General features: G+C 69.9%; 19 protein-coding genes. 6 read left to right on the forward strand and 13 right to left on the reverse strand.

Features of this window, described 5'->3' with window-relative positions:
- Positions 1-12: 12 nt before the first annotated feature.
- From ACQEU8_RS19265 to ACQEU8_RS19275, 3 genes are read right to left on the reverse strand one after another with little or no spacing between them, the layout of a single operon-like run.
- A complete protein-coding gene (locus ACQEU8_RS19265; protein WP_433102686.1) occupies positions 13-1608 on the reverse strand; it encodes a 5-guanidino-2-oxopentanoate decarboxylase in 1596 nt (531 codons plus the stop codon).
- A complete protein-coding gene (locus ACQEU8_RS19270) occupies positions 1605-2411 on the reverse strand; it encodes an SDR family oxidoreductase (RefSeq protein WP_433102688.1) in 807 nt (268 codons plus the stop codon). The genes ACQEU8_RS19265 and ACQEU8_RS19270 overlap by 4 nt, the downstream gene beginning before the upstream one ends.
- Positions 2408-4492: an acetate--CoA ligase family protein gene (locus ACQEU8_RS19275; RefSeq protein ID WP_433102690.1), complete on the reverse strand. Its 2085-nt coding sequence runs from the start codon at positions 4490-4492 to the stop codon at positions 2408-2410. Before ACQEU8_RS19275 ends, ACQEU8_RS19270 begins: the two co-directional genes overlap by 4 nt.
- Positions 4493-4830: 338 nt before the next feature.
- Here ACQEU8_RS19275 and solA point away from each other — a divergent pair, with 338 nt between their 5' ends.
- The 4 genes from solA to mgrA all read left to right on the forward strand — a co-directional run bounded on the left by solA (position 4831) and on the right by mgrA (position 9627).
- The gene (solA, locus tag ACQEU8_RS19280; protein WP_433102692.1) at positions 4831-6012 is read left to right on the forward strand and encodes an N-methyl-L-tryptophan oxidase; all 1182 of its coding nucleotides are present in this window, start codon (positions 4831-4833) and stop codon (positions 6010-6012) included.
- A gap of 153 nt (positions 6013-6165) precedes the next feature.
- Complete coding sequence (locus tag ACQEU8_RS19285) at positions 6166-7362, forward strand: Glu/Leu/Phe/Val dehydrogenase dimerization domain-containing protein (protein ID WP_433102694.1); 1197 nt, start codon at positions 6166-6168, stop codon at positions 7360-7362.
- Complete coding sequence (locus ACQEU8_RS19290; protein ID WP_433102696.1) at positions 7359-8480, forward strand: FAD-dependent oxidoreductase; 1122 nt, start codon at positions 7359-7361, stop codon at positions 8478-8480. The genes ACQEU8_RS19285 and ACQEU8_RS19290 overlap by 4 nt, the downstream gene beginning before the upstream one ends.
- A 124-nt stretch (positions 8481-8604) precedes the next feature.
- The gene (gene mgrA / locus ACQEU8_RS19295) at positions 8605-9627 is read left to right on the forward strand and encodes an L-glyceraldehyde 3-phosphate reductase (protein ID WP_433108568.1); all 1023 of its coding nucleotides are present in this window, start codon (positions 8605-8607) and stop codon (positions 9625-9627) included.
- Positions 9628-9756: 129 nt separating this feature from the next.
- Here the strand turns inward: mgrA and ACQEU8_RS19300 are convergent, their stop codons facing one another.
- Positions 9757-10842, reverse strand: a complete 1086-nt coding sequence (locus tag ACQEU8_RS19300) for an S-(hydroxymethyl)mycothiol dehydrogenase (RefSeq protein ID WP_433102698.1) — start codon at positions 10840-10842, stop codon at positions 9757-9759.
- Between the two features lie 289 nt (positions 10843-11131).
- Here ACQEU8_RS19300 and ACQEU8_RS19305 point away from each other — a divergent pair, with 289 nt between their 5' ends.
- Positions 11132-11755 carry a TetR/AcrR family transcriptional regulator gene (locus tag ACQEU8_RS19305; protein WP_433102700.1) on the forward strand — a complete coding sequence of 208 codons (624 nt, stop codon included), beginning with the start codon at positions 11132-11134 and terminating at the stop codon, positions 11753-11755.
- 120 nt (positions 11756-11875) lie between these two features.
- The gene (locus tag ACQEU8_RS19310; RefSeq protein ID WP_433102702.1) at positions 11876-12925 is read left to right on the forward strand and encodes a DMT family transporter; all 1050 of its coding nucleotides are present in this window, start codon (positions 11876-11878) and stop codon (positions 12923-12925) included.
- On the opposite strand, the gene ACQEU8_RS19315 is transcribed toward ACQEU8_RS19310, so the two are convergent.
- From ACQEU8_RS19315 to ACQEU8_RS19355, 9 genes are all read right to left on the reverse strand, one after another.
- Entirely contained in the window at positions 12822-13649 is an 828-nt protein-coding gene (locus tag ACQEU8_RS19315; protein WP_433102704.1) for a DUF1963 domain-containing protein, read from the reverse strand. The two genes, ACQEU8_RS19310 and ACQEU8_RS19315, sit on opposite strands and share 104 nt — an antisense overlap.
- A 170-nt stretch (positions 13650-13819) precedes the next feature.
- Entirely contained in the window at positions 13820-15046 is a 1227-nt protein-coding gene (locus tag ACQEU8_RS19320; protein WP_433102706.1) for an amidohydrolase family protein, read from the reverse strand.
- 59 nt (positions 15047-15105) lie between these two features.
- Entirely contained in the window at positions 15106-16692 is a 1587-nt protein-coding gene (locus ACQEU8_RS19325) for a phytoene desaturase family protein (protein ID WP_433102708.1), read from the reverse strand.
- The gene (locus tag ACQEU8_RS19330; protein ID WP_433102710.1) at positions 16689-17531 is read right to left on the reverse strand and encodes an ABC transporter ATP-binding protein; all 843 of its coding nucleotides are present in this window, start codon (positions 17529-17531) and stop codon (positions 16689-16691) included. The genes ACQEU8_RS19325 and ACQEU8_RS19330 overlap by 4 nt, the downstream gene beginning before the upstream one ends.
- Positions 17528-18523, reverse strand: coding sequence for an ABC transporter ATP-binding protein (locus tag ACQEU8_RS19335; RefSeq protein ID WP_433102712.1), 996 nt, complete (start codon positions 18521-18523; stop codon positions 17528-17530). Before ACQEU8_RS19335 ends, ACQEU8_RS19330 begins: the two co-directional genes overlap by 4 nt.
- The gene (locus ACQEU8_RS19340; protein ID WP_433102714.1) at positions 18520-19440 is read right to left on the reverse strand and encodes an ABC transporter permease; all 921 of its coding nucleotides are present in this window, start codon (positions 19438-19440) and stop codon (positions 18520-18522) included. The genes ACQEU8_RS19335 and ACQEU8_RS19340 overlap by 4 nt, the downstream gene beginning before the upstream one ends.
- Positions 19425-20369, reverse strand: a complete 945-nt coding sequence (locus ACQEU8_RS19345; RefSeq protein WP_433102716.1) for an ABC transporter permease — start codon at positions 20367-20369, stop codon at positions 19425-19427. The genes ACQEU8_RS19340 and ACQEU8_RS19345 overlap by 16 nt, the downstream gene beginning before the upstream one ends.
- Complete coding sequence (locus tag ACQEU8_RS19350; protein ID WP_433102718.1) at positions 20366-21853, reverse strand: ABC transporter substrate-binding protein; 1488 nt, start codon at positions 21851-21853, stop codon at positions 20366-20368. Before ACQEU8_RS19350 ends, ACQEU8_RS19345 begins: the two co-directional genes overlap by 4 nt.
- A 282-nt stretch (positions 21854-22135) precedes the next feature.
- Positions 22136-23647 carry an aldehyde dehydrogenase family protein gene (locus ACQEU8_RS19355; protein WP_433102720.1) on the reverse strand — a complete coding sequence of 504 codons (1512 nt, stop codon included), beginning with the start codon at positions 23645-23647 and terminating at the stop codon, positions 22136-22138.
- Positions 23648-23976: the final 329 nt, after the last annotated feature.

Genomic DNA, 23976 nt, shown 5'->3' on the forward strand with positions numbered 1-23976 from the left:
CGCTTTCCAATCTCAGCCGGCGGCGGACTCGGGAAGATGGATGAGGGTCGGACGGTCTGCCATGAGGGCCGCGTCGAGCGCGCGGATCAGCTGCCATTGGTCACCGGCGCTCACCCCGTGGCAGCCCATCGCGCGCGCCAGCCCCGGGAAGTCCACCGCGCACTGGTCCACGGCGCGGATGGGCTCTCCGCGATCGGCCATCTCCTTGCGGATCTCCCCGTATCCGCCGTTGTCCACGACGATCACGGGCAGCGGCAGCCGCAGTTGGGCCGCGGCGGCGAGTTCCTGCACGGTGAACATCAGGCCGCCGTCCCCGTGCAGGGCCACGACGGGTGCCGAGGGGCGGGCCAGCTTGACGCCGATGGCCGCGGGCAGGCCGTAGCCGAGGGTGCCGAGTCCTGTCGGGTAGAGGAACGACCGGGGGGCGTATGCCGGCATGTTGGACAGCGCGCCGTAGTAGCAGGCCATGGTGGAGTCGCCGACCAGGATGCCGTCACGTCCCAGTGCCTGGGCCAGGGCTTCGGTGAGGGCCAGGTGGACGGCGCCCTCGGCGCGTGCCTGCCGGTCGCGGCGCACGCGTGCCTGGGCGGCGCGTTCGGGTCCGCGCGGCGTGGCCTCGGTGTGCGACAGGCGCTTGAGAAGCGCGGTGAGGGCGAGTGCCGCGTCGGCGACGATCGCCGTGTCGGGCGAGGCGTTGGTGGCGGCGGCCTGGGCGTCGATGTCGATCCGGATGAGTGTCCCCGGCACGTCGAGTGGGCCGAACCACAGGTCGCTGGGGGCGAGTTCGGTGCCCACCGCGACGACGACGTCGCTGTCCCGAACCAGCTCACGCACGGCCCGGTGGTGCAGCCCGGCGCCGACGGCCAGGGGGTGATCGTCCGGGAAGACGCCCTTCCCGTTGGCGGTGGTGACGACCGGCGCGCCGAGCCGTTCGGCCAGGTTCCGCAGTTCCGCGGTGGCGCCGACGCTGCCGCCGCCCGCGAGGAGAACCGGCTGCGCCGCCTCGGTCAACGCTTGGGCCGCGGCGCTGATCTGCCCGTCCGCCGGTGCCGTCGGCGGCACCGGGACAGGTGGCACCACCCGCGCCGGGGCGCGGTCGTCGAGCAGGTCGAGGGGGATCTCCAGGTGCACGGGACGAGGCCGGCCGGTGGCCATCGCGGCGTAGGCGTGGGCGACCGCGAGAGGGATCTCCCCGACGCTGGTCACCCGGTGGCTGTAGGCGACGACGGCGTCCAGGGCCGCGCTCTGGTCCTTCAGCTCGTGCAGGTATCCGTTGCCGCGGCCGGGGTGCCGAAGCGGCATACCCGGGGAGACGAGGAGGACGGGGACCGAGTCCGAGTACGCCTGCGCAGCGGCCGTAGCGGCGTTGAGCAGGGCGGGCCCGGTGGTGGTGACGCAGACACCGGGCTTCCCGGAGGCCCGGGCCCAGCCGTCGGCGGCGAAGCCGGCTCCCTGCTCGTGGCGGGGGGCGATGTGCCGTATGCCGTAGCGGGACAGGGCCGCGTAGACGGCGAGGTTGTGGGTGCCGGGGATGCCGAAGACGGTGTCCGCTCCGTGGGCTCGCAGGGCCGCGACGAGCGCTTCGCCACCGGTGAGTTCCGCCGTCATGCCGCTGCCCCCGGGTCGGTGTAGACGGGCTTGCCGAGCCACTGTCCGCCGTCGACGGTGAGCACCTCGCCGGTGATGTATGCGGCCCGCTCGCTGAGCAGGAACGCTGCGGACTCGGCCACTTCCTCCGGGGTGGCGAACCGGGCGGCGGGCACGCTGGCGAGGACACGGGCACGGGCGGATTCGGTGGGCCACAGGGCCGCCGAGGCGCCTTCGGTCTCCGTAGGGCCGGGGGCGAGGCAGTTGAGCCGGACCCCGCGGGCGGCCCACTCGACGGCCAGGGTCCGCGTCATGGCAAGGACGCCCGCCTTGGCCGCGGCGCTGTGGACCGTGCCGGGGTGCCCGTGCCACGCGTAGCTGGCGATCACGTTCAGTACTGCGCCGCTGCCCTGGTTCAGCAGGTGGCGGGCGGCGGCCAGCGTGCAGTGGAAGGTGCCGTTGAGCACGATGTCGATCACGGCCTTCCAGCCCCCTGGGGAGAGCTGTTCGCCGGGGACGACGAAGTTTCCGGCGGCGTTGTTGACCAGCACGTCGAGGCGGCCGTGCCGCTCGGCCACACCGTCCACGGCGGCCTGCACCGCCACGGCGTCGCGGACGTCGCAGGCGACCGCGTCGGCACTGCCCCCGGCCGTCTCGATCATCTGGACGGTGCCGCGCAGCGCCTCCTCGCGGCGGCCCAGCACGGTGACGTGTCCGCCGCCCGCGGCCCAGCGCTGCGCGACGGCCCGGCCGATGCCTGAGCCACCGCCGGTGACCAGGGCCACCCTCCCGGCGAATTCCAAGGGCTGTTGCTCGGGGTTCATGCGTGTTCCTCTGTCTTGTGACGTGAGCGGACGGGAGAGGCCAGCAGCAGCGCATCGACCGCGAGGCAGCCGCCCGGGCCGACCCGCAGCGGGTTGATCTCCAGCTCGACCCGGTCGCCCCGGTACCGGACGATGAGTTCGGACACCGCGACCACGGCGTTGACCACGGATTCCAGGTCGGCCGGGGGTGCTCCGCGCCAACCGGTGAGGAGCGGTGCGCAGCGCAGCCGGCGGATCATCTCGCGGGCCAGGTGGGCGGAGACAGGGGCGCATTCGGTGACGGCGTCGCGGTGGAGCTCGGCCTCCGTGCCGCCCGCGCCGATGGTGACCATCGGACCGAGCCGGGGGTCCCTCCGGGCCCCGATGAGGAGTTCGGTGACGTCGGGGCGGACGTCTTGCTCCTCCAGTACGTAGAGGCCGTCGCCCAGGCGTTGCCGCAGGGCGGTGAAGGTCTCTGCCACGACAGCGGCATCCGTGAGACCGATCGCCACTCCGCCCGCCTCGGTCTTGTGCTCCAGCCAGGACGCTTTGAGCACGTAAGGGCCGCGCAGCTCGGCGAGGGCCGCCTGTAGTTGGTCACCGTCGCGTATCTGGCGTGCCTCGGGGAAGGCAATGCCGGAGCGCTGCAGCGCCGCGCGGGTCTCCCAGTAGTCCCGCGGCGGGCGGTCGCTCGGGGCCGGCCGGGGAATCCAGCGGCCGGGGCGGGCGTCCAGTTCCACCGCGCCTGCCAGTGCGCCGGCTGCGGCGTCGACGGTGGGAAAGACCGGCACACCGGCCTCGCGCAGCACGGTCGCGGTGTCGCTGTCGGCGCCCATGGAGTGCAGCACGAGCGCGCGTCCGTGCCGGCCGGGCAGCGCGGCCAGTTCGGCGGCGGCGTGCTGCTCGGTCTCGGTCAGCGCGGCGCTGTCCATCCCGTAGCGGCCGAAATAACCGGACATCAGCACACTGTCGGCCTCGCCGGACGCCAGCAGCGCGTCGACCGTATCGACGTAGCTCCCCATGTCCTGCTCGCCGGCGCCCGCCAGGTCCACGGGGTTGTCGGTGGCGGCCGTGTCCGGCAGCAACGCCCCCAGCTTCGCGACCAGCTCCGAGCTGAGCCGGGGGACGGTGAGCCCGCTGCGGTGGACACAGTCCGCGGCCAGGGCGCCCTGCCCTCCGCTGTCGCTGAGTACGGCGACGCGCCTGCCCCTGGGCGGGACGTGTGCCATGAGGCAGCCCGCCACGTCGACCAGCGCCGCGGGGGTGGCCACACGCAGGGCTCCGGCGGCGCGGCAGGCCGCGTCGACCAGTTCCGTGGGGGCGGTGAGTGCGCTGGTGTGGGAGAGCGCCGCGCGGGCGCCGGCCTCGCTGTCGCCGGCGGTGAGCAGGAGGACGTGCTTGTCGGCACGGCGCAGGAGCCGCACGGCGTCGAAGATCCGCTGCCCTTCCTCGAAGCTCTCGGCGTACACGGCGACGACTGTGGTGGATGTGTGATGCGCGAGGTCCTCCAGCAGGTCGGCCGCAGTGACGTCGAGCTGGCTGCCGACCGAGACGAACCGGGAGATGCCCAGCCCGGCACGCTGCGCGAGTTGGGCGAGCTCGCTGCCGATCTGACCGCTTTGGGAGACGACCGCCAGACCACCGGGGTGGAAGTCGCCCCAGGCGATGTGCAGTGACGTCTCGGCGTCGAACAGCCCGAGACTGCTCGGTCCGATCATCCGGGCCCCGGCCTCGGCGAGCCGCACGGCGAGGGCCGGCGCGTCGGGCACGCCGGCGGTGATGCCGAGGAAGGCGCGGACGCCGAGCGCCAGGGCTTCGTCGACGACGAGGCCGACCTGTGCTGCCGGCACGCACACCGCGACGAGCTCGGGCACCTCGGGCAAGTCCGCGAGCGAGGCCACCGTCGGCCTGCCCAGGATCTCCTCCGCCCTGCGAGTGACCAGGTGCACCGAGCGCCGCTCCCGCCCCGCCAAGGCGCCGCGGGCGAGCCAGTAGCCCCACTTGGCCGGATCCGCCGACGCCCCGACGACCGCCACCGACGCCGGGTCCCGGAAGACGGCGAACGAGGGACGCCCGGCACCGGCAGGGGATGGGGTGGACATGGGTCGATCGACTCCTCTCGGCGCCGCTCCGGGACGGTTTCTCTATTGACTGGTTGGCCAGTCAGTAATTTGGATCGTCCCCCTCGGTGCCGCGCCGTGTCAACACCGTCGCCTCCGCGCACATATCCCATGGATAAGGGGGATCTCCGCCCAGGATGACCCGCAGAACCGAGACAGCCTCCTGACTTGTGAGTCAATATACGGGGCGCCTTCGCCTCCGTTCTCTTGACAATGCAAGCACTCCGCTACATCGTCGTTCCAGAGCCGCCGCCCGGACCGCTCCCCGGCCGGTCGGCGGCGCAGGCCACCGCTTCTGCGTCCGAAAGGCCCCCACCCCCATGAGCGCACACGCAGATCCCCGGTCCTTCGACGTCATCGTCGTGGTCATGGGGGGACTGGGGTCCGCCGCTGCCTGGCACCTCGCCCGTGCCGGACGGCGGGTCCTCGGGCTGGAGCAGTTCACGTTCGGCCACGACCGCGGGGCATCTCACGACACCTCGCGCATCCTCAGGCACAGCTACCACCGTTCCGACTACGTCCGGCTCACCGCGCGTGCCTACGCCGACTGGGCCGACCTGGAACAGTCCTCCGGCGAGAAGCTGGTGACCACCACAGGTGGAGTCGACCTGTGCCCGCCGGGCTCATCGATCCCCTTGGACGACTACGAGACGAGCTTGGCCGAGGAGAACATTCCCTACGAGCTGCTGAGCCGTACCCAACTCCAGGACCGCTGGCCGCAGATGAGACTCCCGGAGGGCACCACCGGCCTCTACCAGGAACGCACCTCCATCGTGCCCGCCGCGCAGTCCGTCGCCGCGATGCAGCGCCTGGCCGCCGCCGACGGCGCGACCCTGCTGGACCGCACCCCCGTCACGTGTGTCCGGCAGGCGGCCCGCGGCGTGACCGTGGTGACCCCGCACGCGCGATACTCCGCCGAGAAGGTGATCCTGTGCACCGACGCCTGGGCCAATACGCTGCTGGAGCCCCTGGGCTACAAAATCCCGCTCACGGTGCTCGACCAACAGGTCACCTACTTCCAGCCCACCGCCCCGTCCCGGTTCGCCCCGGCCGTCTTCCCGGTGTGGATCTGGCTGGACGAACCCTCCTACTTCGGTTTCCCCTGCTACGGGGAAGCGACCGTCAAGGCCGGTGAGGACTGCGGAGGCCCTCAGGTGAGCCCGGACAGGCGCACCGGGAGCACCGACCCCGACATGCTGAATCGCCTGACCGCCTTCATCCGGAAGCGGTTCCCGTACAGCGGCACGCCGGTCCGGTCCAAGCGCTGCCTGTACACCCTCACTCCGGACCGGGACTTCGTGATCGGCCCTGTGCCCGGCGCCGAACGGGTCCTGGTCGGCCTCGGCGCGGCACACGCCTACAAGTTCGCCCCCACCCTGGGCCGCATGCTGGCCGACCTGACCGCCCACCCCGCGCTGGCCGGCGCCGAGCCGTACAGCACCTTCCGCCTCGACCGGCCGGCACTCACCGACGCCACGTACCCGGTCAACTGGATGACGTGAGGCCGCCCCACCCACCCGGCGCCCGGACGGAGCACCGCGGCCCGCCCGCTCCCCCGCCCCTCGCTGAGCACTCGTCAGTGACCGACCTGGACGGAACGCATGACCGCCATTTCTGCAACCACCCCTCCCACCACTACGACCCGCCGGCCTCTGATGGAGGTCGTCTGGAGCGACCCGGTAACCGGCCGGCAGGGATTCGTCGTCATCGACCGGCTCGTCCGCGGGGTGTCCAGTGGCGGTCTACGGATGCGTGACGGCTGCACACTGGACGAGGTCCGCGGGCTCGCGGCCGGCATGACCCGCAAGGAAGCCCTCCACTACGACCCGGCCCGGCGCTACATCCCCCTCGGCGGTGCGAAGGGCGGCATCGACTGCAGTCCCCACGATCCGCAGGCCCCGGCCTTGCTCCGGCGCTTCCTGGACGGAGTGCGACCGCTGTTGCGGGAGTACTGGACCACAGGCGAGGACCTGGGAGTGCGCCAGGACAGCCTCGACGAGGCCGCGGCCTCGCTGGGTCTGGACAGCACCATCGAGGCGATCTATCCGCTGCTGGACGACCCGGCCGCGGCGCGGGCCCGTCTCTCGGCCGCCTTCGCCGTCACCGTCGACGGCATACCACTGCCCGAACTGGTCGGTGGCCTCGGCGTGGCGGAATCGGCGCTCACGGCCCTGGACCACGCCCGTATCCCGCGCGGGTCCGCACGCGCCGTCATCCAGGGTTTCGGGTCGATGGGCGGAGCAACCGCCCGCTACCTGGCCCAAGCGGGGGTCACCGTGGTGGCCATAGCCGACGCCCACGGGATGGTCGTCAACGAGCAGGGGCTGGACGTGGAGCGGCTGCTGCTCACGCGCGACGCCTTCGGCTCTGTCGACAGGACACAGCTTCGTCCCGAAGACATCGAGGCCGCCGGCAGTGCCTGGCTCGACACCGAGTGCGAGATCCTGGTCCCCGCCGCGATCTCCTACTGCATCGACCTCGCCGCCCAGGAACGGATCACAGCCCGCGTCGTCGCCGAGGCGGCGAACATGCCGACGCTGCCCGAAGCGGAGGCCGCGCTGCATGCCCGTGGTGTCACCGTGCTTCCCGACTTCGTAGTGAACTCCACGACCAACGCATGGTGGTGGTGGACGCTGTTCGGCGACACCTCCGCTGACCCCGACGAGGTCCATGCCATGGCGCGCGACGCGATGCGTCAACTCACCACGGACATGCTCGACGACGCCGAGAAGGACGGCATCACACCCCGGGCAGCCGCCCAGGGAGTGGTCGAGCGTCACTTGTCCGAGATCGAAGCCCGATTCCCCGCTCCCGAACCCGGGCCAGGGCTGAAGAACGGCTGCCGGCCATGAGCGCGGACACCGACCTGCTCGTCGTCGGCGGCGGCCTGATGGGATCCGCCACCGCCTGGGCGGCTGCACGGCGGGGGCTGTCCGTCACGCTGGCCGAGCAGTTCGCGCCGGACCACGCACACGGCAGCTCCCACGGAAGCGCGCGCATCGTACGGCGCAGCTACGACGATCCGACCTACACGCGTATGACGGGGCGGGCCTTCGAGCTCTGGCGCGAACTGGAGCTCGACGCCGGGGCCGCCCTGCTGCGGATGCTCGGCGGGATCGACTTCGGCGACCCCCGCTACCTCGACGCTGTCGCTGCCCAGCTCGACAGGGCCGGAGCAGCACATGAGCTGCTCACCTCGGCGGAGGCCGAGGAACGCTGGCCGGGACTGCGCTTCGAGGGACAGGTGATCCACCATCCTGAGGCGGGCACGGTCGACGCCGCCGCCGCGCTCGGCGCCTTCCACACCACCGCCGAGAGGCGCGGGGCACGGCTGCTCTTCCACACAGCCGTCCGGAACATCTCCCTGGTGTCCGGTGGGGTCCTCGCGGAGTTGGCGGACGGTTCGACGCTCACCGCCGCACAAGCAGTCGTCGCCGCGGGCGCCTGGCTGCCCGAGCTGCTCGGCGACCGTCTCAGGCTGCCCGAACTCACGGTGACCGAGCAGCAGGTGTTCCACTTCCCCCGGCGTGATCCCTCCGCACCCCCGTGGCCCAGCGTCGTGCACGAGTACGGGGAGGGGATCTACCACCTCCAGGGTGGACGCGACGGCGGTCCCGGGGACGACCGGAAGATCGGTGTCCATTACGGCGGCCGACGGACCACACCGGATCAGCGCGGAGCAACCGTCGACCCCGCAGCCCGCGCCTCCATGGTCGACTACGTCAGCCGCTGGATGCCGGGCTGCGTCCCCACGCCGCGTGGAGAGACCACCTGCCTCTACACCAGCACGCCCACCGAGGACTTCCTCATCGACCGCACCGGGCCGCTTGTCGTGTGTTCCCCCTGCTCAGGACACGGCGCCAAGTTCGCGCCGCTGATCGGCGAGCTCACCGCCGATCTGGTCACCGGCGTCGGCTCCCCGGCGGAGAAGTTCCGCCTGTCGGCGCATCTGCCGTCGCCCGATCCCTGAGCAGCTGCCTCCCCGGCAGGTGAGCACGCCGAAATCTTCCTGGACGCCCGCTCGTGCGCTGAGCAAGAGTGGGCGCCGACCTCACATGAGTCCCACTCCCCCAGCCCACTCCCATGGAGACGTGTTGTACACCGCACACCCCGACCGCTACGCGCACATGCCCTACCGACGCACCGGCCGCAGCGGCCTGAAACTGCCCGCGCTCTCACTTGGCCTTTGGCACAACTTCGGTCCGGAGCGGCCCGTCGAGACTCAGCGCGCCATCCTCCGCCGCGCCTTCGATCTCGGTGTCACCCACTTCGATCTGGCCAACAACTACGGCCCGCCGCCCGGCGCCGCCGAGTCCGCACTCGGCCAGGCACTCAAGGCGGACTTCGCCCCGTACCGCGACGAGCTGGTCATTTCCACCAAGGCCGGAAATCCGATGTGGCCGGGCCCGTACGGTGACTGGGGATCACGCAAGTCGCTGCTCTCCTCCCTCGACCAGAGCCTGCAGCGAATAGGTCTGGACTACGTCGACATCTTCTACTCGCACCGTCCCGACCCCGAAACTCCCCTTGAGGAGACGATGGGTGCCCTGCACTCGGCGGTGCAGCAAGGCAAGGCACTGTATGTGGGCGTCTCCAACTACTCCGCGGAACAGACCCGTGAGGCCGCACGGATCCTCGCCGGCCTCGGCACGCCGCTGCTGATCCATCAGCCGCGCTATTCCCTGCTCGACCGCCGCCCCGAAACCAGCGGTCTGCTGGATGCTCTCGCCGAGCTCGAGGTCGGCTCCATCGCCTACTCGCCGCTGGAGCAGGGGCTGCTGACCGGTCGGTATCTCAACGGCATCCCCGAGGAGTCGCGTGCCGCCGGTGACAGCCCGTTCCTCAAGTCCGAGGCGCTCACCGAAGAACTGGTGGGCAGGCTCCGCGACTTGAACGAGATCGCCGGCTCACGCGGTCAGTCCTTGGCCCAGATGGCGCTGGCCTGGGTGCTGCGCAGCGGCCGGGTGACCTCCGCCCTGGTCGGTGCCAGCAGCCCGGGGCAGCTCGAGGACAGCGTCGCAGCCACCCACAACCTGCACTTCGACGCCGACGAGCTCGCCCGCATCGACAGGACCATCCGGCCCGAGCCGTCGTCGAACGCAACCTCTCACGGATGATGCCTCCCGCACCGGCCTCCCGGCGCCCGCGCCGGGAGGCCGGCCACGGGAACGTCGTCGTCGGCCGAGCCCGATGACGTCGACCCCGTTCACCAGCGCTTCAGGCCCGTCCACCGGGCCGGGCGCCGGTCACAGGACCACAACCGAGCGCAGTACCTCACCCTCGTGCATACGGGCGAAGGCCTTCTCGACCTCGCCGAGGGCGATGGTCTCGGTGACGAAGGCCCCGAGGTCGATACGGCCTTGCTGGTGCAGGTCGACGAGCAGGGGGAAGTCGCGCGAGGGCAGGCAGTCCCCGTACCAGGACGACTTGAGGGCACCGCCGCGGCCGAAGACGTCGAGCAGCGGCAGTTCCAGTCGCATCTCAGGGGTGGGGACGCCGACGAGGACGACGGTGCCCGCCAGGTCCCGGGCGTAGAAGGCCTGCTCGTACGTTTCGGGGCGGCCGACGGCGTCGATGACGACGTCGGCGCCGAAGCCTCCGGTCAGTTCGCGTACGGCGGCGACCGGATCGGATGCGCGGGAATCGACCGTGTGAGTGGCGCCCATGGTGCGGGCGGTCGCGAGCTTCCGGTCGTCGAGGTCGACGGCAATGATCCGGGCCGCCCCCGCCAGCCGCGCCCCGACGATCGCCGCGTCTCCGACACCGCCGCAGCCGATCACGGCCACGGTGTCGCCGCGTCCCACCCCGCCGGTGTTGAGCGCGGCGCCGATGCCGGCCATGACCCCGCAGCCGAGCAGTCCCGCCACCTCCGGTGGGACTGCCGGGTCGACCTTCGTGCACTGCCCTGCGGCCACCAGCGTCTTCTCGATGAACGCGCCGATACCCAGCGCCGGCGACAGTTCCCTGCCATCCGCCAGGGTCATCCTCTGCTCGGCGTTGTGGGTGTCGAAGCAGTACCAGGGACGCCCGCGCAGACAGGCCCGGCAGTGCCCGCACACCGCACGCCAGTTCAGGATCACGAAGTCCCCCGGCGCTATGTCGGTGACGTCCGGGCCGACCGCCTCCACCACGCCTGCGGCCTCGTGGCCGAGCAGAAAGGGGAAGCCATCGCTTATAGCGCCCTGCTTGTAGTGCAGATCCGTATGGCAGACCCCGCAGGCCTGGACCTGCACGACGGCCTCCCCCGGCCCGGGGTCCGGCACCAGCACGGTCTCCACCCGAACGGGCTCGTTCTCCGCAAGAGCCACCACGCCTTGGACCTGCTGTGTCATCGCGAGTTCCCTTCTCCTGCACTCAGTGCCTGATGTGTCGACTCGACAATGAACCCTTACTGATTCAGGAGTCAATATACGCGTCTCCAACACTCCCAGAACAGAGCCGCTTCCTGCCCGTTCATCGGAAAAGAGCGCTTCAGAATCCTGACTGAGAAGTCAACAGCGATTACCACTACAGGGCACACTGACGAGCCGGATCACGGGGCCGGCTCCGCCCGCGGATCCGGCGTCACCACCGATCCGGATCACCTGACACCGGAGTCAGGAAGGCCAGTAAGGTGTCTCTGTGACGCGTAAAAATGTGGTTCTCAGGCGCGAGGAAATCCTCGAAGCGACCGTGGAGCAGGTCAAACAGCGCGGCATCGCGACGACCCGCGTGGCGGATGTGGCGAAGGCGCTGAACGTGAGCAGCGGCCTGGTGCACTACCACTTCGCGAGCAAGGAGCAGCTCGTCGAGGAGGCCTTCGCCTACGCGGCCCACCGCGAGATGGAAGCCCTGCGCATCGTGGTGGCCCGCTCCTCGCCCGTGGTGGCCCGGATGAAGGCGCTGCTCCGGCTGTACTCGCCGACGGGGCAGGCGGCAAGCTGGCGACTGTGGATCGACGGCTGGTCGGCAGGCATGCGCGACAAGGGTCTCCACGACGTGATGCGGAAGATGGACGAGGAGTGGAAGTCCTCCATCGCGACCGTGGTGCAGGCGGGTATGGACAGCGGCGAGTTCTCCTGCACCGACGCCCGGGCCGCCGCCTGGCGGATCACTCTCTTCCTGGACGGCCTCGCCGTCCAGCTCGTCGGCCGGCGAGGCGCCCTGGGGAAGGCGGAAGCCGCACAGTGGGTCCGCGAGCACGTGGCTGCTGAACTCGGCATCGACGCGGAGGCCTTGAAGCCGCGCCGCAGCGCGGCACGTTGAATCGCCCTCCCGCCTCTTGCCCACCACCCCTCTATTGACTGACTCATCAGTCAGGAAATAGGCTCCAAGGGTCGATAGACCGCTTGGTGCGCATTGTCGCGCGGACAGCAGAGGGGCTCCGTGACCGCTACCTCGCGCCCGACCGAGCCACTCGTCCAACGAGCGGGCCTGGGACGCCGCACCGCTGTCGCGGCGCTGACGTGTGCCACCGCCGTCTGGGGCTGGAGCTACATCGCAACCGTCTGGCTCCTCCCGGAGATGGGCACGGCGAGTCTGGTCGCGGTCCGCTTCACCCTCGCCGGTCTGATCATGCTCGCCGTCCGGCCCCGCGCGGTCCTGTCGATCGGCCGCCGGCATCTGCTGGCCGGGCTCGCGCTCGCCGGGCTTCTCGGCTCCGGGACACTGCTCCAGGTAGAGGGCCAGCATCACATCCCGCCCTCCCAGTCCGGCTTCCTCACCTCCCTCTTCGTGGTCCTGACGCCGCTGGTGGCCCGGATCCTGTTCAAGACGAGGATCCCCCGGGGGGTTTGGGCCGGTGTGGCCGCGGCGTCCGCGGGCTTGAGCGTCATCTCCTTCAACGGGGTTTCCGTCAGCCTCGGCACCTGGCTGACCCTGGCCGGCGCGCTGGCGTACGCGCTGCAGATGGCACTGCTCTCGGAGTACTCGTCGGCGGACAAGGTGTACGGCCTGGCCGCCCTGCAGATCCTCGGTACCGGCGTCATCGCCGCATTCTGGGCGGTACCGCAGGGCATCGACCTGCCGGATTCGCCTGCCGGCTGGGGCTGGCTCGCCTATTCGACGCTGCTGGCGACGCTCGGTATGTACGCGGTGCAGACGTGGGCCCAGTCCCGGGTCACCGCCGCGAGCGCCGCGGTCGTCATGGCCTGTGAGCCCCTCTTCGTGTCTCTCTTCAGCCTGCTGGTCGGGGCGGCACTGTCGGGACGGACCATCGCCGGTGGTCTGCTCATCCTGGTCGCCATGTGCCTCGTCATCTACGCCGAGCGATCACGCCCGCCGCTCGGCGTCCCGCTCCAAGGCCCCGACGGCGCACCCTCGGAGGCCCGACTCAGCGTTCAAAGAATGCCTCGGCCCGGTCGAAGCGGCCTTCGGCCAGATCCTCGCGATAGATCATCCAGTGAAGCCAGCCGTCACGGAAGGCCTCGAAGGTAGCCAGATGTACCCAGTCGAGCTCGTCCGGCTCCGCCGACTCAGGGGGTACGACAGGCGGCTGTCCCCAGGGCGCGTAGCCGCCGACCTGGGACGCCGGGTCACCACCGAGCTCCGCGGCCAGGTCCACTTCGGCGTGGTAGTAGGGATGGCTCGGGTCGTACGAGGGGTGATCCGGGTCGTGGTAGAACGCGCCCGTGATGTCGCTCACGACCGCGTACTCAGCGTCCGGCCAGGTCGGGACGATCCCGTTCAGGAAAAACGGCCTCTTCTGGGTATGGCGGTCAAGATCGTACGGCGCCTGACGCGGCCGGGTGGGCTCCGAGGCCGGGATGTACAGCAGCTTGATACCGGCCCCTGGCTCCTCCTCGTGATCGCCGGGGACGAAGATGAAGTCGCAATCGCTCTCGAAGCTGTCGAAGTAGAAGAAGACCAGCTCGCCGTCCGGAGGCAGGGGGATGTCCAGCTCATGGGTAGGGAGCAAAGCGCAATCGAGGGTGGCTTGATGGTGCATCGGCCCCCTCCCCTCCCAGGAGGGCCAGGCCATGCCCTCGGGCAGCCCCGGGAGACCGGCAAAGTGCCCCACGACAGATCCCTCCCCGGCGTCTTCGCGGTGCCGGCGCAGGCGTATCCCGGGTCGTAGCAACCGCAGCCATCGCTGTGCCTGTTGAGGGGTCAGAGTGTCGGTGACGGGAGCAAACAGGCTTACGTCGAAAGAGGATGTCACGCGCCGCACGCTAGACCGCAACTGCTCGACACGAAGGCCGACCAGTTCGGCCCTCGGTGTGGTTGTGGGTGCTGACCTGGCCGTTTGCCGGCTATGGGTGAGCGAACTGAGCAATGTGCACGAGCGGTTCATGTATGTCGTCGAGCACCTCGCAGGCCACCGTCGCAGCACTACGTCAGCTCGTTCTTGACGACCTGCCCTCCCTTCATGACGAACCGGACATCTGTGAAGGCCGCCACGTCGTCGGACGTGCCGGGAACAGCGATGAGGTCGGCGTACTTGCCGGGGGTGATGGAGCCCACCCTGTCCTCCCAGCCCATGCATTCGGCGCTGGTGAGCGTGGCGGCCCGCAGAGCCTGCAGTGGCGTCATGCCGTACGCGCACATGGTGGCGAGCTGACGGGCCTGCATTCCGTGCGGAAATCCGCCGGCGTCCGTGCCGAAGCCTATCTTCACGCCGGCGCGCACCGCCTTGGCGAAGGCCTCGCGCTGTGTCTCTGTGGCCTGGTCGTTCTTCAGCTGCGCCTCGGCGTCGAAGCCGGCGGCATCCGCGTTCTCCGCCAGCCAGTCGCTCCACCAGATGTCGCAGGAGAGGTAGGTGCCGTGCTCCAGCATGAGCGCGATGCCCTCGTCGTCGAGGTAGCAGCCGTGTTCGATGGAGCGCGCACCGGCGCGGACCGCCCGTTTGATGCCTTCGGCGCCATGAGCGTGGACGGCGACATGGGCTCCGTAGTGAGCCGCCTCCTCCACGGCCGCCCGCATCTGCGCCTCGGTGAGCTCCGGCGCGCCGGGCACGGTGCCCGTGGCCATGACCGCGCCGGTGCCGATCAGCTTGATCAGGTCGGCGCCGCCGTGCAGGATCTCCCGCACTCGCTCACGTACGTCGTCCACGCCGCGGACGGAACCGAAGCGGAACTCCCTGGGCAGTTCGACGTCATGAGCGAGTCCCGTGATCATGCCGCTCCCTGACGAGACCGTCACATAGGCGCCGGCGACGGCCATACGCGGACCGAGGACGAGTCCGCTCTCGATCGCGTCCCGCAGAGCCACGTCGACGAACGCCCGGAAGGCCCCGACGTCGCGGACCGTGGTGAAGCCCGAGAGCAAGGTGTCGCGCGCGTGCCCGATCGACTCGAAGGCCTGCTGTGCGGCGCTCTGTTTGATCTCCTGCACGGGATCCCCGCAGGCGGCGATGCCGATCAGATGTGTGTGCAGGTCGATCAGCCCCGGGCAGAGCGTGGCCCGGCCCAGATCGATGACCTCCACTCCCTCGGGGACCGGTGCACTGCCGGGCCGCACCGCGCTGATCCGCTCCCCCTCCACCAGGACGGTCCGGTCGGTCTGCAGTTCGCCGGCCTCGACGTCGATGAGTCGCGCGCAGCGCAGGGCGAAGGCCATCGGTCCTCCTTGAAGAGTGAGAGTTGAGCCGGAACGTGCGCATGCGGTGGGCCAGCGGCTCACTGTTCCAGTACGGCCATGGCCGCGTTGTGTCCGGGGATTCCGCTCACGCCTCCGCCCCGGACCGCTCCCGCGCCGCAGAGCAGCACGTTCGCGTACGCGGTCCCGACTCCCCAGCGCCCGGCCCCGTCCGCCTCGTTCACCTCGTTCGCGAAGGGGAAGGCCAGCGGCCGGTGGAAGATGTTCCCGCCCGGCAGCCGCAGGTCCTTCTCCAGGTCGAGCGGGGTCTTGGCCTCGATGCACGGTCTGCCGTCCTTGTCGCGCGCCAGGCACTGCTCGATCGGCTCGTCCAGCACCTCGTCGAGTTGGGCGAGAGTTGCCTTGAGCAGAGTCTCCCGCTTCTCGTCGTTGTCCTGGGTGAACAGCCGCGCTGGAGCATGGAGGCCGAAGACGGTCAGCGTCTGATAGCCCTGCTTGGCCAGTTCCGGGGCGAGGATCGAGGGGTCGGTCAGCGAATGGCAGTAGATCTCCGAGGGCGGCGACGAGGGCAGGGCGCCCCCGGCGGCCTGCTCGTAGGCCCGGGCCAGTTGCTCGTAGCCCTCGGCGACATGGAATGTGCCGGCGAAGGCCTCGCGCGCGTCCACCGAGGCGTCGCGGAGCCGTGGCAGGCGGCGCAGCAGCATGTTGACCTTGAGTTGCGCGCCCTCCGCGGGCTCGGCCGGCGCCTCGCCGCCGACCAGTTCCGCGAGGGCCTCAGGCGATGCGTTCACCAGTACCTTGCGCGCGGCGACGGTGCTCTCCTCCCCCGTGCGGGTGCGGCAGGTGACGGTCGGGTGGGACCCGTCGGGGTCGACGCGGAGGACCTCGGCGCCGGTCACGATCTCGGCTCCGGCCGTTCGCGCCGCACCGGCGAGCGCGTCGGTGAAGGCGCCCATGCCGCCGACGGGGACGTCCCAGTCCCCCGTGCCGCCGCCGATCACGTGGTAGAGGAAGCAGACGTTCTGCGCGAGAGAGGGGTCGTGGGCCTCGCTGAAGGTGCCGATGAGTGCGTCGGTGAGGACGACCCCGCGGACCAGGTCGTCGCTGAAGCGCTCCTCGATGGCGACGCCCAGCGGCTCCTCGAAGAGCATGTTCCACGCCGCGTCGTCCCCGATGCGCGCGCGCAGCGCCTCCCGGGTGGGCAACGGCTCGGTGAGCGTGGGGAAGACGCGCTCGGCGACGCGTCCGGTCGTGGCGTAGAAGTCCTGCCACGCCTCGTACTCGGCGTCGGATCCGGTGAGGGCCCGGAAGGAAGCGCGGGTGCGCTCCTCCCCGCCTCCGACGAGCAGTCCGGTCGCGCGGCCGTCGCGCACGGTGGGCGTGTAGGAGGACACGGAGCGCTTCCTGACGCCGAAGCGCAGTCCGAGATCGTCGACGATCTTCGACGGCAGCAGTGAGACGAGGTACGAGTAGCGGGACAGCCGTGCGTCCACCCCGGCGAAGGTCCGCGTGGAGACGGCGGCCCCGCCTGTGGTGCCGAGGCGTTCGAGGACGAGCACGGAACGGCCCGCCCGCGCGAGATACGCGGCGGCGACGAGGCCGTTGTGCCCGCCGCCGACGATGACGGCGTCGTAGACGTCCCGGGAGATTTCGGCGGATCCGGTCATCGTTGTCCTCCTGTGTGGGGTGGCGCGAGAGCGATACGCGTGCCGATACGTCGCTCGCGCGGTGAGGCGGTGGGAGCCGCGCCGAGCAGCCGCCGGGTGTACTCGTGTTGCGGATGGCGGGTCACCTGGTCCGTGCTGCCGCGTTCCACGACGCTGCCGTGCAGAAGCACGTCGACTTCGTCACTGATCCGGCGGACCACTTCGAGGTCGTGCGTGATGAACACGTACGACAGTCCACGCTGTCGCTGGAGCTCCAGCAGCAGGTTGAGGATCTGTGCCTGGACGGAGACGTCGAGCGCGGATGTGGGCTCGTCACAGATGACCAGGTCGGGGTCGGTCGCCAAGGCGCGTGCGATGCATACGCGTTGACGTTGCCCGCCGGAGAACCGGTGCGGATAGGCGTCGGGGTCGACACCTTCCATGCCGACGGCGTCGAGCAGTCGGCGGACACGGTCGCGGCCGTCGGGCCGGTACAGCTTGTGGGCGCGCAGCGGCTCCGCGACGACCTCCCCGATCGTCAGACGGGGATCGATCGACTCGTAGGGGTCCTGGAAGACCATGCCGACGCTGCGGCGCAGTGCCTGCCATGCCCGACGTCCTCGAACCGTCCGGCCGCGGAAGCGGACGGTGCCGCTGTCGGCCCGCTCCAGACCGACGAGGACGCGCGCCAGGGTGGACTTCCCCGAGCCCGACTCGCCCACGATGCTCACCGTGCGGCCGGCTTCGATGCGCACGTCCACCGAGTCGAGCGCGGTGTACTGGCCGTACTTCTTGGTGAGGCCGGTCGCATCCAGCAAGGGCGCCGTCTCCTCGGTCCCTGTCCCCTCGGGCTCCTTCATCGTGTCTCCTCCAGTCGGTGGCAAGCCGCGACATGACCGGCGGACAGCCTGCGCGGCTCGGGGAGATCGGTGCGGCAGCGCGCGTCGGCTTGCCCGCATCTGGTGTGGAAGGGGCATCCGGAGGGGACGCCGCCGACGGGCGGGCTCCCGGCGATCGTGATGAAGGGCTCCTTGGGCTGTGCCGCACGACCGTTCTGGAAGCATCTGAGCAGGGCCTGGGTGTACGGATGGCGGGCCTTCTCGAAGAGGGTGAGCACATCGGTGTGCTCGGCCAGGCGACCGCCGTAGAGCACGGCGACGTGGTCGGCGATCTCGGCGACAACCGACATGTCATGCGTGATCCAGATGACGGTGAGCCCGTACTCCTGCTGGAGCCGGCTGATCAGCCCGAGGATCTCGGCCTGCACCGTGACGTCCAGCGCGGTGGTCGGCTCGTCGGCGATGAGCAGCCGGGGGTGGAAGGCGAGCGCCATCGCGATCAGCGCGCGCTGGCGCATGCCGCCGGAAAGGGCATGAGGGTAGAGGCGGGCGACACGGTCCGGGTCCGCGATGCCGACATCGGCCAGGCCCTGGCGGGCCAGGCGGTCGGCCTGTGCTCTGTCCGCCCCGTTGCGCACCCGGTGCACCTCGGCGATCTGGTGGCCGACGCGGATCACCGGGTTGAGGGCCGCGGACGCGTCCTGCGCCAGGTAGGCGGCGGTGCGTCCGCGTGCCTCGCGCAGGGCTTCTCCGCTGAACGTCGTCAGGTCGACGTCCCCCACCCGGACCGATCCGGCGGTGATGCGCGCCCCCGCCGGCAGGAGCCGGCTCGCTGCCAAGGCCAGCGTGGACTTGCCGGAGCCGGACTCGCCGACCAGGGCCGTGGTGGTGCCGGCGGGGACATGGAGGTCGACGTCCCGCAGCGCGGTGAAGTCTCCGTAGGAGACGCTGAGGTTCTCGATCGTGACGTCACTGCCGAGACGGCTGGTGGTGATCTCCGGAGAGAGGGTCATGGCGCCTCCGTTGCGGCACGAGGGTCGATGGCGCTTCTGATGAGATCCACCAGCAGGTTGGCGGTCACGACGAAGGCCGCTGCGACGATCACCGTGCCGGTCAGCACCGGACGGTCGAGCTCGGCGAACGCCTCGGTCTGCATCTGACCGATACCGGGCCAGCCGAAGATCTTCTCGACGAAGACGGCTCCGGAGAGGAACACCGCCACATCCATGCCGAGCAGTGTCGTCACCGGAGAGGCGGTGTTGCGCAGCACATGACGGGTGATGATCCGCCGTCGGCTGAGCCCCTTCGAGACCGCGGTGCGCACATACGGGGAGGACAACGCCTCTCGGGTGCTGTCCCGTACGACATTGGCGTAGTACGGGGCGCCCAGGATCCCGAGGGTCAGCGTCGGCAGCACGATCTGCGGCAGACCGGTTCCGCCGTCGATGGGAAAGAGTGCAAGTTGATAGCCGAACATCAGCAGCAGCAGGAAGCCGAGGGAGAAGACCGGCACCGAGAGCAGTCCGACGTTGAGGGTCGCCAGCAGCCAGCTGCGCTTGGGCCGCATCGCCTCCCACAAGCCCCACAGACCGCCGAGGACGACCTCCACCGTGAGGGCCGCCGCCGCGAGGGCGGCGGTGGCGGGAAGCCGTTCGAGGATCAGCGAGAGCACCGGGCGGTCGGTGGAGTAGGAGGTGCCCAGATCTCCGGTGGCCACCGAGCTCAGATAGTGGCCGAGCTGGGACCAGAGCGGGTCATCGAGATGGAGCCTCGCGCGGACCTCGGAGAGAACCTCTGCGCTCGCCTTCGGGCCGGCGATGCTGCGGGCCGGGTCGCCCGGAACGACGTACTGCAGAACAAAGGTGAGCAGGACCACCGCCGTGACGGTGAACAGGCCCAGCAGGAGGCGTGTGGCTATGCGTCGAGCCATGACTGGCGCTCCGAGAGTGGGTTGCGGCGGTTCAGTCCTTCGGCGATCAGAACGAAGGAGAGGACGGTCGCGATGATGAGGACCAGGGGGACGAAGAGGGTGTGCGCCGCGTAGGTCATGCTGTCGGAGCCGTCCGCGAGCATATTGCCGATCTCCGGAGTCGGCGGCTGGATTCCCGCACCGAGGTAGGAGAGGCCGGCGCCGACGACCACGACGGCCGCACCGTTGAGCGCGGCGACGTTGAGCAGAATGATCGACAGGTGGGGCAGCACGTGGCGGCGCAGTGCGGTGTGGCGGCGCACTCCGTGGGCCAGGGCGGCTTCGACGTAGCCGCGATTGCGCAGTCGGACCGTCTCGCCATGGACGAGGCGTGCGGTCCAGGCCCAGTACAGGGCGGTGACGACGATGATGATGCCGGTGGTGCCCCGACCCACGATGCTCGCGAGCGCGAGCCCGGACAGCACCGTGGGGATGGAGAGGAACACGTCGACCAGGCGCATCAGGCCCTGCTCGATCCAGCCTTGGTAGAACCCGGCAATGAGTCCCACCACGGTGCCCAGGCCGACAGAGGTGACATTGGCGACGAGCACGATGATCAGCGTCGCCCGCAGGCCGTGGAGCGAGCGGGCGAGCAGGTCGCGGCCGATGGCGTCGGTCCCCAGCGGATGACCGTCCGCGCCGATACCGGCGGGCAGTCCCGTGGCGGTGAGGCCGTCGGTGTGGATCGTGTACGGCGATCCGGCCAGCGGAGCGAGCAGCGCCAGGACGGCCAGCACGCCCAGCACGCACAGCCCGCCGATCCACAGCCGGCTGCCGTGCGCGAGGGCGGACCGCGGTGAGACGGTGGCGGCCGGTGCTCCGGCGTCGTGGCGCGCGAAGGACGTCGCGCCGGAGACGGGCGGCCTCGGGGAGATGGGGGGAGAGCTCATCGTTTCACCCACAGCCGGTCGTAGTACGTTCCGGTCTCCCCGCGCATCTGGTAGTTGCGGATCGCAGGCACCCGCGCGGCGAGGAAATTCAAGCTGCCGATGAAGATGCCCGCCGCGTCCCGGACGAGCTCTTCTTCGACCTGTGCGAGGACTGCGTTGGCTGCTTCCTCGGTGGGAGCCCTCCGCGCCTTGGCAGTGCCGGCGTCTACGCGCGCGTTCTTGTAGCCGGTGTAGTTCTGGGAACCGGACGAGGTGAAGCAGGTCGAAGCGAGTTCGAGAGCACTGCCCAACGTGACGTACATCTGCGACCCGTACAGATCGCCCTCGCCCTTCGAGGTGGCCTGTTCGAAGGCGGACTGGCTCATGGCGTTGAGGCTGATCTCCACTCCTACCGCGTCGAGTTGCTGTTGGATGACCTGCGCGAGCAGCGGCCACGGGTCCTGGGTGCCGTGCAGGAATTCCAGCCGAAGCCTGCGTACGCCCGCGCGGTCGAGCAGGTCGCGGGCCCGCTCGGGCGCATGGGTGTACGGCTCAGCGGTACGGCGGTACCGGGTGAGCCGCTTGGGGAAGGGACATCCCCAGGGCTCGGACAGGCCGAAGGTCAGACGCACAAGCTGCTCCCGGTCGATCGCCCAGTTCAGGGCCTGCCGCACCCGCGGGTCACGAAGTTCCTTGCGCTTGTGGTTGATAGAGACCCACTGGGCACCTTTCACCGGGGTGGGCTGCACGAACCGCTTGCGCATGGACGGATCGGCCGTGAACTTGGCCGCCTGGCTGGGGACCAGCCCTTCGCCGAGCACATCGACTCGGCCGCCGCTCAGTTGAAGCGCCTGAAGGGGGTAGTCGATGCCCCAGCGGTATTCCAGGGTGTCGATGAGCGGAGTATGTCGCCAGAAGTACTGGTCGAAGGCGGTGAACACCGCGCGCTGCCCCTTGCCGTCGTAGCGGGCGAGACGGAAGGGGCCGTTGCCGATCGGAGTACGGCCGAAGCCGGAACCGAGGCGACGGACCTCCTCTCGAGGCAGGGCGGCGGTGTACGGCTGGCACAGCAGCGCCGGGAACAGGATGTCCGGCTCCTTGAGCTGGATTCGCAGCGTGTGGGAATCCGGGGCCGAGAGGCCACGGATCTTCTCCGCCTTCTGCTCGTTGACCGCCTTGGCCCCCTCGATTCCGTGGAGGAAGCCCGCCGCCCATGAGGCCAGCTCCGGATCCATCAGCCGCGTCCAGGCGTAGATGTAGTCCTGGGCTGTCACCGGTCGCCCGTTGTGGAACCGCACGTCTCGTCTCAGCGGAATTGTGTAGACCCTGCGGTCCGAGGAGACCCTCGGCATAGCGGCTGCGGCATGTGGCGCGGGGCCTTCGTACTGCCCCGCGAACTGGTACAAGGGCGCGTAGAGGACCGTCGAGATGGCCTCCCAGCTATGGAGGTCCCAGCCGACGGCGGGGTCGTAGGACTGTGCCTCGTTCGACCAAGCCGTGATCACCCTGCCCGAGCGCCGGGCGCCGCGCGGGTCGCCCGGTCCCGGCGCCCATCTCTCAGCCTCGGCCCGGGGGCCTGCCCGGGGCGGTCGGGAGTCGCCGTTGCAACCGCTCAGCAGCACGGCAGCGACGCCGCCGGCCCCGGTCGTCACAGCCTGTCGGCGGGTCGGTTCATATCGTGAGCCGGCCATGAGTGTCCTCTCGTGCAGCTGCCGCTACGCGGCATGACCGGATGGCAGGACGAGACCCGGGGCGACGGTTCGGCTCACGGCGCCCGGATGCCCTCGTCACCATTGGATCGTTTTGGTTTCCAGGTACTCATGCAGTCCGTGGACGCCAAGTTCTCGTCCGACTCCGGACTGCTTGTAGCCACCGGTGGGCGCGAGCACATTGAATTCACCGTTGTTCACCGTGACCAGCCCGGCCCGGATCTGCCGGGCGAGCTGCTCCGCGCGGTGCGTATCGGCGCACCACACCGCTCCGGCGAGTCCGTAGATCGAGTCGTTGGCGATCCGCACCGCCTCCTCTTCGTCTCGGTAGCGCATGAGGGAGACGACCGGGCCGAAGATCTCCTCCCGTGCCACCACCATGTCGTTGGTGACATCGGCGAAAACGGTGGGAAGGACCCAGTGGCCTTCGCCCAGGCCCTCGGGTATGCGGTCCTGCGGCGCCTTACCGCCCGTGACGAGCCGCGCGCCTTCCGCCAGTCCCTGTTCGATGTGGGCCAGCACACTGGCGAATTGCCTGGCTGTGGCCAGCGGGCCGATGTGGTCGCCGGGCACAGCCGGGTCGCCCAGCTCCCATCGCCCGGCTTCTTCGGCGGCATGCGCCACTGCCTCGTCATACACGGCGTCGGGCAGCAGTACGCGGGTACAGGCCGTGCACGTCTGTCCCGTGTTGTAGAAGGCATCGGCCAGCGCCGCCCGTACAGCCTGGTCGAGATTCCCGACCGTTGTGCCGTCCGGTTCGTCGGCGAGAATGACTCTGGCCGACTTCCCGCCGAGTTCCAGCCCTACGCGCTTGACGGTTCCGGCGGCGGCTGCGGCGACGGAGCGGCCCGCTGCGGTCGACCCGGTGAACGACACCGCGTCGACGTCGGGATGGGAGGCGAGCGCCTCTCCGACCACTGTTCCGGGGCCGGTGACAAGGTTGAGGATTCCGCCGGGCACACCGACCGCGAGGCAGGCGCCGGCCACGACCTCGGCCAGCATGAAGGCGTTCAACGGAGCGTCACAGCTCGGCTTAAGCACGATCGTGCAACCTGCGGCGAGCGCCGCAGCGGCCTTGGCCGCGATGAGGTACAGGGGGTAGTTCCACGGGGTGATGGCGGCGACGACACCCACGGGCTCCCGGACCACTTGGGAGGCCCCGAGGCGCTCCTCCCACTCATGATCGATGAGGAGCTCGGCATAGGAGTGGAACACGTCCGCCGCAAGGCGCGTCTGCACGTGAAGGGCGTTGTCGAATGGGGCGCCCATCTCCGCACTGATCACAGCGGCAAAGTCCGTCTCGCGTTCCCGGATACCCGCTGCGACGGCGGCCAGCAGAGCCCGGCGGGTGGCCACATCCGCTGCGGACCAGGCCGGAAACGCCTCCCGGGCAGCGCCTACCGCGGCGGAGACATCCTCCGGCGTCCCCTCCGGCACCCGGCCGACTGCCTCGCGGCCGGTGGGATCAGCCACAAGAGTATGCGGCCCGCTGGGACCGGCGAGGGGAGCACGCCACGTTCCGCCGATCCAGAACTGCCGACGATCCGTGTCAGCGCGGCTTCGGGCGATGTCGGGGACCGGATGACCCATGGCCTTGCTCCTCAAGGGCGACTGGGGCTGCGGTGGGCAACAGTGCGGCAAGCGGGAGGCAACCGCCCTGTGGCTGATTCCGAACGGTAGAGCGCTACTGACTCATGGGTCAATAGAGAATGCGCGGATACTGACTTTCAAATCAATAAGAGGGAGAGTCACGCACCCCCTGGATCACCCGCTGACGGCACAATTGATCTTGGCGCGTACGGCTCGGCTCCCGTTGCACGCACACGCCACGGCAGCCCGCCCACTCACCCTGCTGACCACCATCTTCTCCGCTCTCTCCAGCACAATGACGCTCCTGGAGCCTGAGCACGCCGCCGGAG

Origin of the sequence: Streptomyces sp. CA-250714, from assembly GCF_050936705.1 — a bacterium.
In the GTDB taxonomy this organism is placed as follows: domain Bacteria; phylum Actinomycetota; class Actinomycetes; order Streptomycetales; family Streptomycetaceae; genus Streptomyces.